The organism is Brachybacterium massiliense, from assembly GCF_900184245.1.
GTDB lineage: Bacteria > Actinomycetota > Actinomycetes > Actinomycetales > Dermabacteraceae > Brachybacterium > Brachybacterium massiliense.
Genome location: NZ_FXXB01000005.1, coordinates 119,357 through 135,857 on the forward strand (window position 1 = coordinate 119,357; position 16,501 = coordinate 135,857).

A 16,501-nucleotide genomic window follows, 5' to 3' on the forward strand; every position below is an offset into this window, starting at 1 on the left:
ACGGATCAGCCGCTCGGCCGATCCTGTGACGTCCGCCCTCCGCCGATCGGCGGGTCAGACCCCCTCGCCGAGCGCCGCCATCACCTCGCGGCCCCGCTCCGTCTGCTCGAAGCGCTCCACGATCTCGCGCAGCCCCGCCACATCGGCGCTGCTGCCGAACGCCTCGGTGTACGGCTGCAGCCGCACCCCCTCGGCGAGCGGCCCGATCAGCAGTGGGTCGAAGCCCAGCTCGTCCACCAGCTGCGCGACCTCGTCCGCGGCGGGCGTGGGCCCGGCGATCGCGATCGCGGCGCGGGGAGCGGGGCGGTGGGCGAGGTCCTCGAGGTCGTGATAGCCCATGTGGTTGAAGGCCTTCACCACGGTCGCGCCGGGCAGCTGCTCCTGGATGAACTCGCTGGTGGAGGCACCGGCGCGGGAGAACTGCTCGAGGATCCCGTCGGTCTCCCACCAATAGTTCATCGCATCGACCACAGTCCTTCCCGCGAGGGCCTCCGCCGGGATCGTGGCGTGCTTGCCCAGCGGCAGCGCAAGGATCACCAGGTCCGCGCGCTCGGCCGCCTCACGGGCGGTGACGGCGCGGGCGCCGGGAGCGAGGATCTGGGCGATCAGCTCGATCCGGGACGGATCCCCGGAGCCGGAGAGCAGCACGTCATGCCCGGCGGCGAGGGCGAGGCGCGCCAGCACGGTGCCGACCTTGCCGGCGCCGAGGATCCCGAGGGTGCGAGGAGTCGTGGTGGTCATGCCCGTCCCAACGCCCGCCGCGGGCGGGAGCTTCCGGGCAGTGACCGCTCTCGCTCCCGCCGGATCCCGCGAGCTGCTCGAACAGCGCACAGCTCTGCCCGACCCACTTTGCAGAACCGGTTCCCAGCACCGGCGCTCTAGAGTTGGTACGCCATGCGCCGACACACCGACACCCCCGAGGACCAGCTCGCTCCCGCCGAGCGGCCTGCCCCCTTCCACCGCCTCGCGACACTGCGACCCGCCTGGGGGAGGTGGCACAAGCCGCTGCTGACCCTCGGTGCGGCATTCCTCGCCTACATCGTGCTGATCTCCGTGGTGCTGGTGCTGGCGATCCTGGTGCTCGCCCTGGTGCCCGGCGAGAACGTCACCCTCGGTGTGGCCAGCGGCGATCCCGCCAGCCCCCTCGACGTCACGCTCGCGCTCGCGATGGGGGCGACATGGGTGCCCGCCGGGATGATCGGGGTGCGCTTCGGCGGCTGGCGCCCGCTGGGCACGATCTGGTCGGTCGCTGCACGGGTGCGCCGGGGGCTGCTGCGCGGCTACGGGGCCTGGGGTGCGGCGATGGGCACGGTGGTGGTCGCGGTCGCCGCGGCCGCCGGGGCGATCGCGGGAACAGGCGACGGTGCCGCCGCAGCGGGGGCCTCTGCGCCGCAGCTGCTGCTGGTGGCCCTGGTGGTGCTGGTCCTCGCCCCGGTGCAGGCGATCGGGGTCGAGATGACCCTGCGCGGCGCGGTGATGCAGGCCGTCGGCACCTGGCTGCGCTCTCCCGTGCTGCCGATCCTCGCCGCCACCGGTGTGGTGCTGATCGGCCGGGAGCTCACCGCGGCCGTGGTGGTGCCCGCCCTCGCGCTCGCCCTCGCCGCTGCGGTGCTGGCCTGGAAGACCGGCGGCCTGGAGCTGCCGATCGTGCTGAGCGGGAGCGTCATGATCGGCTCCCACCTGGTCTCCGCCGTCGGCGTCGGAACCGGCGCGGGAGCAGGCGCGGCCGCGCTCAACGCGGCGGCCGCCGCCCCGGGCACCTCCTCCGCCGCCCTCACCGACAGCGCCGCCCGGGCCGGGGACGCGGCGCTCGCCGGCGGCATCGGCGCGGCGATCACGCTGCTGGTGCTGACCGGCGCGAGCCTGCACTGGATCAGCTCCCGTGAGCGCATCGGGCTGCTGCAGCCCGTCACCCGCGCCGCCGGCGAGCCCGTTCCGGAGGCCGTGCCCTTCTGAGGTCTCCGAGGCGGTGCCGCGTCAGCTGCGGATCGCGTCGATCACCCGGATGCGGGTGGCGATCAGCGCGGGCAGTGCGCCGGCCAGCACACCCACTGCGGTCGCCGCGGCGAGGCCCGTGATCACCGCGCCCACCGGGAACGGCGGCAGATCCACCAGGCCGGCCCGGGCGAAGACGTCGGTCACGAACGGTGCCTTCACCAGCGCCACCGCCGCCGCCACGCCCACCGCGCCAGCGATCACCGTCGCGACCACGGACTCCATCAGCCCCCCCATGAAGACCCTCCCGCCGGTGGCGCCGTAGGAGCGGCGGATCCCGATCTCCCGCACCCGGTAGCGCACGGTCACCAGGGAGATGTTCACCAGGCCCATCGCGCCCAGCAGCAGGATCACCACGGCCACCCCCGCGATGGCGTAGCCGAACATCGAGAACACCTGCATCTGCTCCATGCCGAAGGAGCTCGGGTACACCTCGAAGTATCCGGCCGGCGTGTCCGAGAGGCGCTGGGCGAGGTGCTCGCGCACCTCCTCGCCCTGCTCGGGCGGGACCCAGGCGAGGTACTGCGAGGCCGCCGCGCCCTCCGGCCCCACGCCCGGCAGCGCGGCGATCCCGCCCATCGCGAGGTACGCCTGCGGGGCCCAGTCCGTGGAGGGATCTGCGGCCATCACCCCCACCACGGTCGCGATCTCCTTCTCGCTGGTGCCGCTCGGGCCGTACAGCGTGATGGTCTCGGTGCCGAGGTCAGGGCGGCCCAGCTGCTCGTACAGCGGCTGGTTCACCACGAGCGCGGGCGCCAGGCGCCGGTGATCGGAATCGGCCAGCCAGCGCCCCTCGGCGAGCTGGACGCGGTACATCGCGCCGTAGGCGGGATCCACCCCGGTCAGCTCGGCGCTCACCACCCCCTGCGGCGTCTGGATGCGGGTGCTCATATACGCCTGGCGGCTGCGCTGGGTGATGCCGAGGCGGTCCAGCTGCTCGAGCACGATCGCATCCTGCTCCGCGGGGGTGATCTCCTTCGCCGAGCTCGAGGACTGCTCGATGATGTCGCCCGCCTCGTCGAAGGTGAGGTGCTGGTCGCCGAGCGGCTGGATGGACAGCAGCGTGTCCCGCCCGCTGCTCTTCTCCATGGACTGCTGCAGCGCTCCGCCGAGCATGCCGCCTCCGCCCATCACGACGGTCAGCGCGAACACGGAGAACGCGACACCGATCAGGGACAGCAGGATGCGGCCCTTGTGCACCCGCAGCTCGCCGTAGGCCTCGACGATCGAGGCGAGGAATCCGGTCATGCCTGGGTCTCCTGGAGGGGTGCGGTCCGTGCGGCGTCGGCCGGTGGGGAGGTGCGGGCCGACGGGGCAGTGCTGACTGGCGGGGCGGTGCCGGCCGACGGGGCGCCGACGGCCTCGCGGCCCGCGCGGATCCCGACGGTCGCCGAGAGCGCCTCGCGCGCGCCGTCGGTGCGGACGTCGTGGAGGGTGCCCTCATCGAGCAGGAACGAACGCCGGGAGAGCGCCGCGACCTGCAGATCATGGGTGATGGTCACCAGCGCCGCCGAAGAGTCGCGGGCGATCTCGTCCAACAGAGCCATCACGGCCTCGCCGGTGGTGACGTCGAGGGCACCGGTGGGCTCGTCGGCCAGGATCAGGCGTGGCCTGCGCACCAGGGCGCGGGCCACCGCCACCCGCTGCTGCTCCCCGCCGGAGAGGCGGGAGGGCAGCTGCTGGGCCCGATCGGCCAGACCCACCCGCTCGAGCATCTCCAGGGCGAGCTTCTCGCGCCGCCAGAACTGACCGGCGCTGCCGTACATCAGCGGCATCATCACGTTCTCGAGCGCGGTGCGCCCCTCGAGCAGGTTGAACTGCTGGAACACGAAGCCGATCGAGGCGCCGCGCAGGCGGGCGCGCCGACGATCGCCGAGGCGGGAGACGTCCAGCCCGTCGAACAGCAGCTCGCCGCCGGTCTGGTGATCGATCAGGCCCAGCAGGTTCAGCAGGGTCGTCTTACCGGAGCCGGAGCGGCCGACGATCGCGACATGGTCACCGGCCTCGACGCTCAGGTCGATGCCGCGCAGGATGTGCAGCTCCTCGTGGCTGGGCAGCCGCACGGAGCGGCGCAGGTCGCGCAGCTCGAGCAGGGGCGCGCTCACCAGGCGTCCACGCTGTGCATGTCGTCCTCGGCGTCCACACCGGGAGCGAACTGGAGGACCTCCTGGCCCTCCTCGAGCCCCTCGGTGACCTCCACGGTGCCTTCGCCGCGCATGCCGAGGGTGACCTCGAGGGGCATCGGCTCGCCGGTCTCCTCGTCCATCGCGTACACGGTGCCGGAGGTGCCCTCGCCCTCCACCGCGGTGGTGGGCACGGTGAGCACGCCGGTGCGGGAGCCGAGATCCACGGTCACCTGGACGCCGAGCCCCGGGACCACGCGTGCGTCGGCCGGGACGGGGCAGGTCAGCTGCGCGGCGGAGACCTCACCGCCGGAGGAGAGCGGCTCACCGGTGAAGGGATCGACCTCGCCCTGCGGCGCCTCGGGCTGCTCCACCTCCGAGTCCTCGGTGATGGCGGGGGAGCCGCAGGTGACGGGGTCCTGGGAGGTGGGCAGCGCGGCGGTCGCCTTCAGGTCCACGTCCAGCAGGGACAGCTGCTGCTCGGGCGTGAGGTCCGCGATGATCGAGTAGGTGCCCGGGGAGATGGTGGCCACGGCATCGCCCTTGGCGAGCACGTCCCATTCGGCGACCTCCATCCCGCGGAGGGTGCCGGTCGCGGTGGCGACGAGGTTCAGATACCGGTACTCGGTCGCGGGTGCCTGCGGTGCCGGCGCCCGGGCGGCCTCCTCGCCCTCGCCCAGCTCCTCGGGTGCCATGGGCATCTCGATGATCTCGGGCTCGACCACCTGACGCACCTGCAGGATCCGCTGCCCCTGCTCCACGTGATCGCCGTTGTGCAGCCAGATCTTGGTGATCTCCCCGTCGGCCGTGGCCTTCAGCGGGGTGCCTGCGTCGGGCTGGACCATTGCTGCCAGCACCAGCTCGGAGGAGAGGTCGCCGGTCTCGACGGGGACCAGGGCGTACTGGTCGAACTCGGCGGTGGGGAACTGCGGATCCTCCTCCGCCGCATCCGCGCCGGAGGGGAAGAAGGCCATCTTCACCAGTGCCAGGGCGATCAGGCTGAGGATCAGCATCCAGATCACGGGGAAGACATAGCGGCGCAGGGCGTCCATGGGCGCCTTTCGTTCAGGTCGACGACGGTGCCGACGGGGAAGGGGGACTGTGGATCCGCGACCGCTCGACGGGGGATGATGAGGAGGGCGGAGCGGTGCGCGAGCTTCCCAGTGTGTCTCGTACGGTGCGCCGTGACCACCGACTTCGGTGGAGATTCTGCGCAGAAGGATGGTCCCGTGGTCTGATGCGGGCGTACCGTGACGCAATGACCGTCGACGCCGCCAGCCCCGCCGTGCCCGACCCGCTCCTGCTGCTGCCGCTGCGCCAGCGGTTCCTTGAGCAGCGTCTCGGCGTTCGCGCGGTGCACCTGCACCGCACCGGCCGCCCAGAGCTCAGCCACCGCTTCAGCGAGGACACCGCCGAGAACATCTACTCGATCTCTAAGACGGTGACCGCGCTCGCCGTGGGCATCGCCGCCGCGGAGGGCCTGCTGGATATCGAGGACCTGCTCATCGACCACCTCGACGCCCCACAGGGCGGATACGGTGCCGGCCTCGAGCAGGTGCGACTGCGCCACCTGCTGACCATGACCTCCGGGTCCCCGATCCTCGGCTTCCTCGACGAGCAGCGCGACCACCCCGACCTCACCTCCCTCCTGCTGGGCACGGGACTGATCGCCGAGCCCGGGCAGCGCTGGGAGTACTCCAACGGCTCGATCTTCCTGCTCTCGCGCGTGCTCAGCGAGCGCACCGGGCAGAGCCTGCGCGACTGGCTGATGCCGCGCCTGTTCGAGCCGCTGGGGATCCTCAACCCGCAGTGGCACACCACCCGCGACGGCCACAGCTGGGGCGCCACCGGCCTGCATCTGAAGAGCGGCCAGCTCGCCCGCATCGGTCGGCTCCTGCTGCAGGACGGGATGTACGACGGCGCACAGCTCGTGCCTGCCGCCTGGCTCGAGACGATGCGCTCGGACGATGCGTGGGTGGCCACCGGCGACCCCGAGCCCGAGAGCGCGCAGTACGGCTACGGGATCTGGAGATGCACGCCCGAGGGCGCCTGGCGGGCGGACGGCGCCTACGGGCAGCTGATCATCGTGCTGCCCGAGCAGGACGCCGCCGTCACGATCACCTCCCGGCTCGAGGGGCGCGGCGCGGCGGAGATCCTGCGGGCGGTGTGGGAGGAGCTGCTGCCGCTGCTGTGAGCGGCCGCGGGCGAGAAGAGCTCTCAGCGGAGCACCCACGAGCACCCGGTAGCGTTGCGCCATGGATTGGACAGCGCTCCTGAACCTCGGCCTGGTGTTCCTCTTCGTGCTCATCGGCGGCGTGTTCGCCGGCACGGAGATGGCGATCGTCAATCTCCGCGAATCGCAGATCAAGCAGCTCGAGGAGAGCGGCGGCAGCGGTGAGAGCACCGCGAAGCTGGTGCGCAATCCCAATCTGTTCCTCTCCGCCGTGCAGATCGGCGTGACCGTCGCCGGGTTCTTCTCCTCCGCCTACGGCGCCTCCACCATCGCGCCCTCCCTGGTGCCGGTGCTGACGGATCTGGGTGTGCCCGCCGCCACCGCCTCGACGGTGGCGCTGATCGGGATGACGCTGGTCATCGCCTACCTCTCGCTCGTCTTCGGCGAGCTGGTGCCCAAGCGCCTGGCGATGCAGAACGCGCTGGGGATGACCAAGATCGTCGGCCCTCCGCTGAACCTCTTCGGGCGTCTGATGCGCCCGGTGATCTGGCTGCTGTCCGTCTCCACGAACCTCGTCGTGCGTGTGCTGGGCGGAGATCCGGACGCCAACCGCGAATCCGTCTCCGCCGAGGAGATCCGCTCGATGGTGCGCAGCTCCGAGGCGCTGGACCAGGCGGAGTCGCGGGTGCTGGCGGACGTGTTCGACGCCTCCGAGCGCACCGTGGTCGAGGTGATGCAGCCCCGCCACCAGGTCCACTTCCTCCACGGCGACCGCACCGTGGTCGAGGCCCGCCCCGAGATCCGCGACTCCGGCTACTCCCGCTATCCCGTCACCGGCGAGGACGTCGACGACGTGCTCGGCTTCGTGCACGTGCGCGACATGCTGCTGGTCGAGGACCCGGAGGGCACGACCCTCGCCTCGCTGGTGCGGCCCATCGAGCACATCCCCGGCACCGTCGAGGTGCTGGTGGCGCTGAACCGTATGCGCGCCCACGCCGACCAGATCGCCGTCGTGGTCGACGAGTACGGCGGCACCGACGGCATCGTCACCCTGGAGGACCTGCTCGAGGAGCTGGTGGGCGAGATCTACGACGAGTTCGACCGCGACAGCTGGCCCTCCCCCGGAGGCCTGGACCGCATCGTCGAGGCCGACGGCACCTTCGACGGCGGGCTGATCCTGCAGGAGTTCGAATCCGCGACCGACATCGCCCTTCCGGACACCGGCGGGTACGAGACGGTGGGCGGTTTCTTGATGGCGCAGCTGGGCCGGATCCCCGAGGCCGGCGACAGCGTCGAGATCGACGGCGGCGTGCTCGAGGTGACCGAGGTGGACGAGCGGCGCGTCAAGACCGTGCGCTTCATCGTCGCGGAGCCCGCCGAACCCGCGAGCGAGAGCTCCCTCGAGGAGCCCGAGGAAAGCTGAGCCGTGCTCGCGGATCGCTGACCGATCGGCCCGGAACCCGCGGCAGGAGGGGGCTACGAGGCTAGGGTGAAGGGAACGGGCGCCGCGCCTGGGGGCCGGCGCCCATCCGGACGCGACATCCCAGGAGGCACCGCATGGCCCGCAGCACCTTCGCCCAGCTCCTCGTCACCCAGCTCCGCGACCTCGGCGTCGAGCGCATCTACGGGGTGGTCGGGGACTCCCTGAACCCCGTGGTCGACGCCGTGCGCACCACCGAGGGCATCGAGTGGATCCACGTGCGCAACGAGGAGGCAGGAGCTTTCGCCGCCGGGGCCGAGGCCCGCGTGACCGGCAGGCTCGCCGTATGCGCCGGCTCGTGCGGCCCCGGCAACACCCACCTCATCCAGGGTCTGTTCGACGCTCACCGGGACAACGCCCCGGTGCTCGCGATCGCCTCCCACATCCCCTCGGGCAAGATCGGCACCGGGTTCTTCCAGGAGACCCACCCGGAGGCCCTCTTCCGCGAGTGCTCCCACTTCTGCGAGATGGTCAACTCCGGCGGCCACGGCGCCACCCTGCTCCACGCCGCGGTGCAGACCGCGATCGCAAAGCAGGGCGTCTCCGTGCTCGTGCTGCCCGGAGACGTCGCCGACGAGGAGGTGGACGGCCCGCTCACCCGCGACCTCGCCACCGAGCTGGGCCGCGTCCAGCCGGCCGCCGGCCCCGTGGGCCGACTCGCCGAGCTGATCGACGAGGCGGACACCGTCACCCTCTTCGCCGGCGCCGGGGTGCGCGACGCCCGCGAGGAGGTGCTCGCGCTCGCCGAGCAGGTCAAGGCACCCATCGGCCACGCCTTCGGCGGCAAGGAATGGATGCAGTACGACAACCCGTACGACGTGGGCATGAGCGGTCTGCTGGGCTACGGCGCCTGCTACGAGGCGATGCACGAGGCGGACCTGCTGATCATGCTGGGCACCGACTTCCCCTACAGCGAGTTCCTGCCGGGGGCCGACGGGAAGCGAGCCCCGAAGATCGTGCAGATCGACGCCGACGCCTCCCGCCTGGGCCGCCGCGTCCCCCTGGATCTCGCTCTCCACGGCGACGTGGGCCTCACCCTGCAGGCGGTGCTGCCGCTGCTGACCTCCCGCAAGAGCCATCGCTTCCTGCACAAGCAGCTCAAGGCCCACCACAAGGCGCTGACCGGCGTGGTCGCCGCGTACACCAAGAACGTCGAGAAGATGACTCCGATCCATCCGGAGTTCGTCGCCGCCACCCTCGATGACCTCGCGGAGGACGATGCGATCTTCACCGTGGACACCGGCATGTGCAACGTATGGGGCGCCCGGTATCTGACCCCCAACGGGAAGCGCCGCCTGTTCGGCTCCTGGCATCACGGCACCATGGCGAACGCGCTGCCGCAGGCGATCGGCGCCTCTCTCGCGTTCCCGGACCGGCAGGTGATCTCCCTCAGCGGCGACGGCGGGCTGGGCATGCTGATGGGCGAGCTGCTCACCGTGAAGCTCCACCAGCTGAACACGAAGATCCTGGTGTTCAACAACTCCAGCCTCGGCATGGTCAAGCTCGAGATGCTGGTGGAGGGCCTGCCCGATCACGGCACCGACCACGAGGACGTCGACTACGCCGCGATCGCGAATGGCGTGGGCCTGCCCTCGGTGCGGATCACCGATCCGAAGAAGCTCAAGAAGCAGCTCGCCCTGGCTCTCGCGGCCCCCGGCCCGATGCTGATCGACGTGGTCACCGACCCGGACGCCCTCTCGATGCCCCCGAAGATCACCGCTCAGCAGATCCGCGGGTTCGCGAGCGCCTCCACCAAGGTGGTCCTCGGCGGCGGCGTGGGCAAGATGCTCGACATGGCCTCGTCGAACCTGCGGAATATGCCGCGCTGAGCACCGCACCCACGGCAAGATGTCCGATATGGGTGCATTTGACGGATAGTTCTGGCATCATGCCTGCATGAGAGGGATCATCCTTGCCGGTGGCACCGGGTCGCGACTGCACCCGCTGACGATCGGCGTCTCCAAACAGCTGATGCCGGTGCACGACAAGCCGATGATCTACTACCCGCTGAGCACCCTGATGCTCGCCGGGATCCGCGACATCCTGATCATCACCACCCCCGAGGACCAGCCCGCGTTCCGACGAGTGCTGGGGGACGGCGACCGCTTCGGCGTGACCCTGCAGTACACGGTCCAGCCCTCGCCGGACGGGCTCGCGCAGGCCTTCACCCTGGGCGAGAGATTCCTCCAGGGCGGGAAGGCGGCACTGGTCCTCGGCGACAACCTGTTCTACGGCCAGGGCATGGGCGCGCAGCTGCGACGCTACGAGGAGGTCGACGGCGCCGCGGTGTTCGGGTACTGGGTCAGCGACCCCCGCGCCTACGGCGTGGTCGAGATGGGGGAGGACGGCCGTGCGCTCTCCCTCGAGGAGAAGCCCGCCCAGCCCCGCTCGAACCTCGCCGTGCCGGGCCTGTACTTCTACGACGAGACGGTGGTGGAACGGGCGAAGTCCCTGCAGCCCTCCGCCCGCGGGGAGCTCGAGATCACCGATCTGAACCGCGGCTACCTCGAGGACGGCAGCCTGCACGTCGAGGTGCTCACCCGGGGCACGGCCTGGCTGGACACAGGCACCTTCGAGGACCTCGCGGCGGCCGGCGACTTCATCCGCACCGTCCAGCAGCGCCAGGGCCTGACCATCGGCGCCCCCGAGGAGGTGGCGTGGCGGATGGGCTATCTCAGCGACGAGGAGCTGCGCGAGCGTGCCCAGCCGCTGGTGAAGTCCGGATACGGCAGGTTCCTGCTCGATGCCCTCGAACGCGAGATCGCCGACCGCCCGCTCGACCTCAGCCCCTCCACCGCAGCCCTGCGAGCCTCGGCATGAGCGCCCGTCACCTGCTGGTCACCGGTGGGGCCGGGTTCATCGGCTCCGCCTTCGTCCACCACGTCATCGAGCGCACCGAGAACACCGTCACGGTGCTGGACAAGCTCACCTATGCGGGGCATCGCGCCTCCCTCGAGGGTCTGCCCGGGGACCGGGTGCGCCTGGTGGTGGGAGACATCGCGGAGGCGGCGATCGTGGAGCCGCTGGTCGCCGAGGCCGATGCGGTGGTGCACTTCGCCGCGGAGTCCCACAACGACAACTCTCTGCACGATCCGGCCCCGTTCCTGCACTCCAACCTGGTCGGCACGTTCACACTGCTGGAGGCGGTGCGGCGGCACGGGACCCGCTTCCACCACATCTCGACCGACGAGGTCTACGGCGACCTCGCCCTGGACACCCCGGAGCGGTTCACCGAGACCACCCCGTACAACCCCTCGAGCCCCTACTCCGCCACGAAGGCGGGCAGCGACCTGCTGGTGCGGGCGTGGGTGCGGTCCTTCGGAGTGCAGGCGACGCTCTCGAACTGCTCGAACAACTACGGGCCGCGCCAGCACGTGGAGAAGTTCATCCCCCGCCAGATCACGAACCTGATCGACGGGATCCGTCCCCGCCTCTACGGGGCAGGGTTGAACGTGCGCGACTGGATCCATGCCGAGGACCATTCCAGTGCTGTGCTGCGCATCCTCGAGGCCGGCGAGATCGGCCGCACCTACCTCATCGGCGCCGACGGGGAGAAGAGCAACAAGCAGGTCGTCGAGCTGATCCTGGCCATGATGGGCTGGGACCCAGACGATTACGACCACGTCACCGACCGCCCTGGCCACGACCTGCGCTATGCGATCGACGCGACCGCGCTGCGCGAGGAGCTGGACTGGTCCCCGCGGTTCCGGGACTTCGAGGCGGGACTGGCCGCGACGATCCTCTGGTACCGCGAGAATGAGGACTGGTGGCGCCCGCAGAAGGCCGCCACCGAAGCGAAGTACATGGCCGTCGGGCAGTGATCGCGCAGGCGGACTGCTGCCCTCCCGCGATCGAGAGGACCCCATGAGCGAGCTCGCCGTCCGCACCACCCCGATCCCCGGGCTATTGGTGCTGGACCTGCCCGTGCACGGCGATGCGCGCGGCTGGTTCAAGGAGAACTGGCAGCGGGAGAAGATGCTCGCCGCGGGCCTGCCGGACGTCGGCCCCGTGCAGAACAACATCTCGTACAACCAGGCCGTCGGAGTCACTCGCGGGATCCATGCCGAGCCATGGGACAAGTACATCTCCGTCGCCTCGGGCCGCGTGTTCGGCGCCTGGGTGGATCTGCGCGAAGGTCCCAGCTTCGGGACGGCCTTCTGGCACGAGATCACCCCCGGCGTGGCGGTGTTCGTGCCGCGCGGGGTGGGCAATGCCTTCCAGACCCTCGAGGCGCCCGCCGCCTACACCTACCTCGTCAACGATCACTGGTCCGCGGCCGCGCAGGCCGAATACACCTTCCTGCACCTGGCCGACGAGACTGCGGCGATCCCCTGGCCTATCCCGCTCGACCAGGCAGAGCTCTCCGCGAAGGACCAGCAGCACCCGCGACTGGCCGAGGTGGTGCCCGTCCCGCCGCGCCGCACCCTGGTGCTCGGCGGGAACGGCCAGCTGGGCCGCGCCCTCACGAGCCTCTGGGAAGAGCGAGCGGAGGTGGACGTCGTGACCCGCGCGGAGCTGGATCTCGCCGATCCCGAGAGCATCGAGGTCTTCGACTTCTCTCCGTACGGCACGATCGTCAACGCCGCCGCGCACACCGCGGTCGATGCCGCGGAGACGGAGCAGGGGCGGCGCGAGGCCTGGGCGGTGAACGTCAGCGGCGTCGGTCGCCTGGTCGAGGCCGCCCGTGCCCACCGTGCGACCCTCGTGCATGTCTCGAGCGATTACGTCTTCGACGGCGCTGTCGAGCTCCACCATGAGCACGAGCCGCCCAGCCCGCTCGGCGTCTACGGCCAGACCAAGGCCGCCGGAGAGCAGCTCGTGCGCACTCTGGGGGACCACTATCTCGTGCGCACCAGCTGGGTGATCGGCGACGGGAGAAACTTCGTGGCCACGATGGCGGACCTCGCCGCCCGCGGCATCGACCCGTCCGTGGTCGAGGACCAGATCGGCCGCCTCACCTTCACCGCCGACCTCGCCGCCGCGATCGACCACCTGCTCACCGCCCGCCCCGAGCCGGGCACCTATCACGTCACCAACGAGGGCGAGCCCCTCAGCTGGGCGGACATCGCCGCTGAGGTCTACCGCCTCACCGGCCACGACCCCGTCCGGGTGCGCCCGGTGACCACGGCCGAGTACTACGCGGGCACGACGGGCATCGCCCCTCGCCCCGCCCACTCCACCCTCTGTCTCGCCAAGCTCCGCGCCACCGGCTTCACCCCGCGCGACCAGCTCGACGCCCTCGCCGAGCACCTCGGCGAGCAGAGCGTCGACCGCGAGCGCCGGGAGGCGCCGGCACAGACCCCCTGACGCGGCACCGCACACCCAGATCCGCCCGTCACCGGCGCGTCCGTGTGGAATGCTGGGCGGTCGGGAGGAACCGTCGTCGAACAAGGGGTGCCGAGAATGACCCTGATCCATCCGCGCAGCCTCGAGCGCTGGCAGGAATGGCGCAGCTCCCGCCGTCGGGTCCCCGGCATCCACCGGGCCCTCCCGCACCGCGCCGAGGCCCTGGCTGGATACACGCTGCACAGCCGCGAGGGGGAGGGACCGGCCCGCACCCTGCTCGGCATCGATACCGCTGACGGCGCCTCCTACGGCGGCCTGCCCGCCGTGCTGCCGTACATCCACGGCAGCGCCGACGTGATCACGCCCGCCGGTCTCACGCTCGAGGTGCTCAGCGGCCCGCAGTGGCACCGCCGCCACATCGCCGAGCCCGCCCGGGCTCTCGACGGACTCGGCATCACCTCCGTGCTCACCCTCGGCTGGCATCTCGAGGTGGGCAGTGCCGTGCACGCCTGGGCGCGCGAGGCAGGGATCCCCGGCGCGGTGATCCAGCACGACGTGCTCACTCCGTTCGCCCCGCCCCTGCCGCCCGAGACCACCCTGCTGGCCTGGACGGCGCAGGACGGCCGGTTCCACAGCGCCGGCCGGGACGAGGTGGAGGTGCGGGTGGTCGGCTCGCAGAGGTTGTGGGAGGCGAGCCACGCGGCCTCCGACGCCGCCCCCGAGCTCGAGGAGCGCCCGGTGTTCCTGGGCCAGCTCGCCGAGATCGAGCTGCCCCGCCGCGTCACCCTCGGCGCCGCCCACTCCTACGCCCGCAGCGCCCAGGCGCTCTACCGGCCCGGGCCCGGGGAGACCGACCGATCTGCCCGTCTCGCCCACGCCCTGCTGCGTCGCCGCGGCATCGAGCTGCAGGACCCGCCGCTCCCGCTCGCCGCGCAGAGCCGTCCCGTGGTCGCCGTGTTCTCCGCGGACATCCTCGAGGCCGCGGTACGCGGCCTGCCCGCCTGGGTGCACGCCCCGCACGCCCCCGCCTGGGTGCACGAGCACTGGGAGCGCTACGACATGCGCCCCACCGGCGGCGAGCCCCGACGAGCCGGCGCGCCTGATCGCCCAGATCCTCGAGGGCGGCGCATGAGCCTGCTCGACCTCACGGGGCGCCGCCAGCGCTACCTGTGGGGATCCTCCACCGCGATCCCGGACTTCCTCGGAGAGGCCGCCGACGGGAAGCCCTGGGCCGAGCACTGGTTCGGCGCCCACCCGCTGGCCCCGGCCACCCTGCCCGGAGGAGGCACGCTCGAGCACGCGATCGCCCAGGACCCTGCCGGGATGCTCGGGCAGGATGTCGCCCGGGCCTTCGGCGGCCACCTGCCCTATCTGGTGAAGGTGATCGCCGCCGAGCGCCCGCTGTCCCTCCAGGTCCACCCCTCCCGGGAGCACGCCGCGGAATCCTTCGCCGCCGAGGACGCCGCGGGCCTGCCGCTGGACTCCCCGCAGCGCACCTACCGCGACGCGAACCACAAGCCGGAGATGCTGGTGGCGCTGACCCGCTTCACGGCGCTGTGCGGCTTCCGCACCCCGCGCCGCGCCGCCGCGATCCTCGAGGGCCTCGGCACGGATCTCACCGACCGGCTCCACCGCCTGCTGGTGGACAACCCCACCGCCCACGGCATGCGCGCCGCCTTCCGCATCCTGGTCTCGGCCTCGATGCGGCCCGGCCCCGACGCCGTGGACCAGGTGGTCGCCGCCTGCCGGGCCCGCGCCGACGCCGGCGCCTCCCCCTCCCTGCGCATCGACCGCTTCGTGACGTTGCTGGCCGAGCACCACCCCGGCGACCCGGGCGTGGTGGCGGCGCTGCTGCTGAACCCGGTGACCCTGCAGCCGGGGGAGGCGATGTTCGTGCCCGCCGGGGCGCTGCACGCCTACATCCACGGGGTGGGCATCGAGATCATGGCCGCGAGCGACAACGTGCTGCGCGCAGGACTCACCCCGAAGAAGGTCGACGCCGACGAGGTGCTGCAGTGCGTCAGCGTCACCGCCGCACCACCCCTGCGGGTCGCCCCCGAGCGGCAGAACCCCACCTCGATCGCCTATTACGCGCCGGTGGACGACTTCGAACTGGCCGTCACCGCGCTCGAGGATCCGCCAGGCGTCGAGACCGCCCCGCATCCGGTGCCGGGCTCCGGCCCCCGGATCGTGCTGGGCCTGGACGGGGAGACCACCCTGCTCACGGCGACGGGCTCCCGCACCCTGCCCGCGGGACGCGCCGTCTTCGTCCCGGCCTCGGCAGGTCCCCTGCATGCGCGGGGCCACGGACGGTTCGCCCAGGCCAGCGTGCCCTGAGCGGCTCCGGCAGCAGAGCCCGGCACGAGGGACGCCGTGCAGAGGGGCTCAGGCGGTGGGGCCCTGCAGCTCACCGGCCTCCTGCGCCGCGCCGAGCTGCTCGATGATCTCCTCGACGAACTCGATCACCGCGCTGCCGCCGTCCACCGGCCCGCCCGCCAGCAGGCCGTCGGCTCCCAGCAATACGGCCGACGGCGCCGTGCGCGCCCCCAGCGCACGCCGTGCCGTGAACTGCAGATCGTGCAGCGCATGCTCGCCCACCCGCTCGAGCGTGCGCTCCCTCAGCTGGTCCAGAGGACGCGACAGCACCGCCTTGACCTGCAGGAACGGCGAGAGAGCGGTGAGCCAGCCCGGCACCTCGTCCAGCACCCGCTCGCAGGGCCCGCAACCTTCGGAGACGAACACCAGCAGCGCCGCACGCTGCCCGGCCAGCTGCTGCAGCGTGATCAGGCGGGTGTCAGCCTGTTGCAGCACTGCGGGCGGGATCGGAGCGCGCTCGTAGTCGAGCAGCTCCTCGTCCTCCTCCTCGGCGGCCAGCTGCTCGCCGGCCGCGTCGGAGGGTGCGGCGTCGGCCTCGCGGGCGGAGATCCCGCCCAGCGCGAGGGCCGTGAGCACGATCGCGAGCAGCAGGGCGGCGCCCATGCCGATCACCGTGAGCGGCTGCCGGACCAGCGCGGTCTCCATCAGCCCCGACAGCGCGGAGACCACGGTGAGCAGGCTCAGCATGCTCAGCAGCACGTTGCGGGCCAGCGTGGTGCGGGAGACCGTCGGGGAGGCGAGCGTGCCGAAGCAGGCGCACTCCACCCTCTCCTCGAAGGTCAGGGCTCTGGCGATGATCACCAGATAGGTGAGCATGAGCGCGGTGATCGCGACGGCCACGAGCGTCTGCAGCGGCGCCGAGGGCACCCACAGCACGAGCGCGAGCGCGACCTCGACCACCGGCAGCAGCGTCGCCACCGAGCGGTGGAACGGCCGCAGCGGCAGCCGCAGCGAGGTCATCGCGTCCTCGGTGTCCTGCCGCGCCCCGAGCTTCGCGAGCCCGGAGGCCAGCAGCGTCAGGGTCAGCAGGATCGGTGCGGCGATCAGCAGACTCGGCATGCGCTCACT

The 16,501-nt window shown here is 71.7% G+C and carries 13 protein-coding genes; 8 read left to right on the forward strand and 5 right to left on the reverse strand.

Annotated features, from left to right (window positions below):
• Window positions 1-54 precede the first annotated feature (54 nt).
• Window positions 55-741, reverse strand: coding sequence for an NADPH-dependent F420 reductase (locus BN4251_RS03530; protein WP_087483766.1), 687 nt, complete (start codon window positions 739-741; stop codon window positions 55-57).
• Window positions 742-894: 153 nt separating this feature from the next.
• On the opposite strand from BN4251_RS03530, the gene BN4251_RS03535 reads away from it, so the two are divergent.
• Window positions 895-1,956, forward strand: coding sequence for a CAAX protease (locus BN4251_RS03535; protein WP_087483767.1), 1,062 nt, complete (start codon window positions 895-897; stop codon window positions 1,954-1,956).
• Between the two features lie 21 nt (window positions 1,957-1,977).
• On the opposite strand, the gene BN4251_RS03540 is transcribed toward BN4251_RS03535, so the two are convergent.
• The 3 genes from BN4251_RS03540 to BN4251_RS03550 are packed head-to-tail and all read right to left on the reverse strand — an operon-like array spanning window position 1,978 to window position 5,170.
• Window positions 1,978-3,243, reverse strand: a complete 1,266-nt coding sequence (locus BN4251_RS03540) for an ABC transporter permease (protein ID WP_087483768.1) — start codon at window positions 3,241-3,243, stop codon at window positions 1,978-1,980.
• On the reverse strand, window positions 3,240-4,100 hold the full coding sequence (locus tag BN4251_RS03545; protein WP_342744506.1) for an ABC transporter ATP-binding protein: 861 nt from the start codon (window positions 4,098-4,100) through the stop codon (window positions 3,240-3,242). The genes BN4251_RS03540 and BN4251_RS03545 overlap by 4 nt, the downstream gene beginning before the upstream one ends.
• Entirely contained in the window at window positions 4,097-5,170 is a 1,074-nt protein-coding gene (locus tag BN4251_RS03550) for an efflux RND transporter periplasmic adaptor subunit (protein WP_087483770.1), read from the reverse strand. The genes BN4251_RS03545 and BN4251_RS03550 overlap by 4 nt, the downstream gene beginning before the upstream one ends.
• Before the next feature lie 206 nt (window positions 5,171-5,376).
• On the opposite strand from BN4251_RS03550, the gene BN4251_RS03555 reads away from it, so the two are divergent.
• The 7 genes from BN4251_RS03555 (at window position 5,377) to manA (ending at window position 15,394) form a co-directional block, all read left to right on the forward strand.
• The gene (locus BN4251_RS03555) at window positions 5,377-6,312 is read left to right on the forward strand and encodes a serine hydrolase domain-containing protein (RefSeq protein WP_087483909.1); all 936 of its coding nucleotides are present in this window, start codon (window positions 5,377-5,379) and stop codon (window positions 6,310-6,312) included.
• A gap of 61 nt (window positions 6,313-6,373) precedes the next feature.
• On the forward strand, window positions 6,374-7,714 hold the full coding sequence (locus tag BN4251_RS03560; protein ID WP_087483771.1) for a hemolysin family protein: 1,341 nt from the start codon (window positions 6,374-6,376) through the stop codon (window positions 7,712-7,714).
• A 134-nt stretch (window positions 7,715-7,848) separates the two neighbouring features.
• Window positions 7,849-9,600 carry a pyruvate dehydrogenase gene (locus tag BN4251_RS03565; protein ID WP_087483772.1) on the forward strand — a complete coding sequence of 584 codons (1,752 nt, stop codon included), beginning with the start codon at window positions 7,849-7,851 and terminating at the stop codon, window positions 9,598-9,600.
• A 67-nt stretch (window positions 9,601-9,667) separates the two neighbouring features.
• Window positions 9,668-10,591, forward strand: a complete 924-nt coding sequence (rfbA, locus tag BN4251_RS03570) for a glucose-1-phosphate thymidylyltransferase RfbA (RefSeq protein WP_087483773.1) — start codon at window positions 9,668-9,670, stop codon at window positions 10,589-10,591.
• Window positions 10,588-11,592 carry a dTDP-glucose 4,6-dehydratase gene (gene rfbB / locus BN4251_RS03575; RefSeq protein WP_087483774.1) on the forward strand — a complete coding sequence of 335 codons (1,005 nt, stop codon included), beginning with the start codon at window positions 10,588-10,590 and terminating at the stop codon, window positions 11,590-11,592. Before rfbA ends, rfbB begins: the two co-directional genes overlap by 4 nt.
• Window positions 11,593-11,635: 43 nt before the next feature.
• Window positions 11,636-13,078: a sugar nucleotide-binding protein gene (locus tag BN4251_RS03580; protein WP_087483775.1), complete on the forward strand. Its 1,443-nt coding sequence runs from the start codon at window positions 11,636-11,638 to the stop codon at window positions 13,076-13,078.
• Between the two features lie 1,113 nt (window positions 13,079-14,191).
• Window positions 14,192-15,394 carry a mannose-6-phosphate isomerase, class I gene (manA, locus tag BN4251_RS03590; RefSeq protein ID WP_087483910.1) on the forward strand — a complete coding sequence of 401 codons (1,203 nt, stop codon included), beginning with the start codon at window positions 14,192-14,194 and terminating at the stop codon, window positions 15,392-15,394.
• Between the two features lie 48 nt (window positions 15,395-15,442).
• Here manA and BN4251_RS03595 read toward each other — a convergent pair whose 3' ends face one another.
• Window positions 15,443-16,492: a MauE/DoxX family redox-associated membrane protein gene (locus BN4251_RS03595; RefSeq protein WP_087483776.1), complete on the reverse strand. Its 1,050-nt coding sequence runs from the start codon at window positions 16,490-16,492 to the stop codon at window positions 15,443-15,445.
• Window positions 16,493-16,501: the final 9 nt, after the last annotated feature.

What these genes read in the sequence shown, in the direction of transcription:
- BN4251_RS03530 (WP_087483766.1), bottom strand. Translation starts at nt 741, where the DNA reads ATGACCACCACGACTCCTCGCACCCTCGGGATCCTCGGCGCCGGCAAG.
- BN4251_RS03535 (WP_087483767.1), top strand. Translation starts at nt 895, where the DNA reads ATGCGCCGACACACCGACACCCCCGAGGACCAGCTCGCTCCCGCCGAG.
- BN4251_RS03540 (WP_087483768.1), bottom strand. Translation starts at nt 3,243, where the DNA reads ATGACCGGATTCCTCGCCTCGATCGTCGAGGCCTACGGCGAGCTGCGG.
- BN4251_RS03550 (WP_087483770.1), bottom strand. Translation starts at nt 5,170, where the DNA reads ATGGACGCCCTGCGCCGCTATGTCTTCCCCGTGATCTGGATGCTGATC.
- BN4251_RS03555 (WP_087483909.1), top strand. Translation starts at nt 5,377, where the DNA reads ATGACCGTCGACGCCGCCAGCCCCGCCGTGCCCGACCCGCTCCTGCTG.
- BN4251_RS03560 (WP_087483771.1), top strand. Translation starts at nt 6,374, where the DNA reads ATGGATTGGACAGCGCTCCTGAACCTCGGCCTGGTGTTCCTCTTCGTG.
- BN4251_RS03565 (WP_087483772.1), top strand. Translation starts at nt 7,849, where the DNA reads ATGGCCCGCAGCACCTTCGCCCAGCTCCTCGTCACCCAGCTCCGCGAC.
- rfbA (WP_087483773.1), top strand. Translation starts at nt 9,668, where the DNA reads ATGAGAGGGATCATCCTTGCCGGTGGCACCGGGTCGCGACTGCACCCG.
- rfbB (WP_087483774.1), top strand. Translation starts at nt 10,588, where the DNA reads ATGAGCGCCCGTCACCTGCTGGTCACCGGTGGGGCCGGGTTCATCGGC.
- BN4251_RS03580 (WP_087483775.1), top strand. Translation starts at nt 11,636, where the DNA reads ATGAGCGAGCTCGCCGTCCGCACCACCCCGATCCCCGGGCTATTGGTG.
- BN4251_RS03595 (WP_087483776.1), bottom strand. Translation starts at nt 16,492, where the DNA reads ATGCCGAGTCTGCTGATCGCCGCACCGATCCTGCTGACCCTGACGCTG.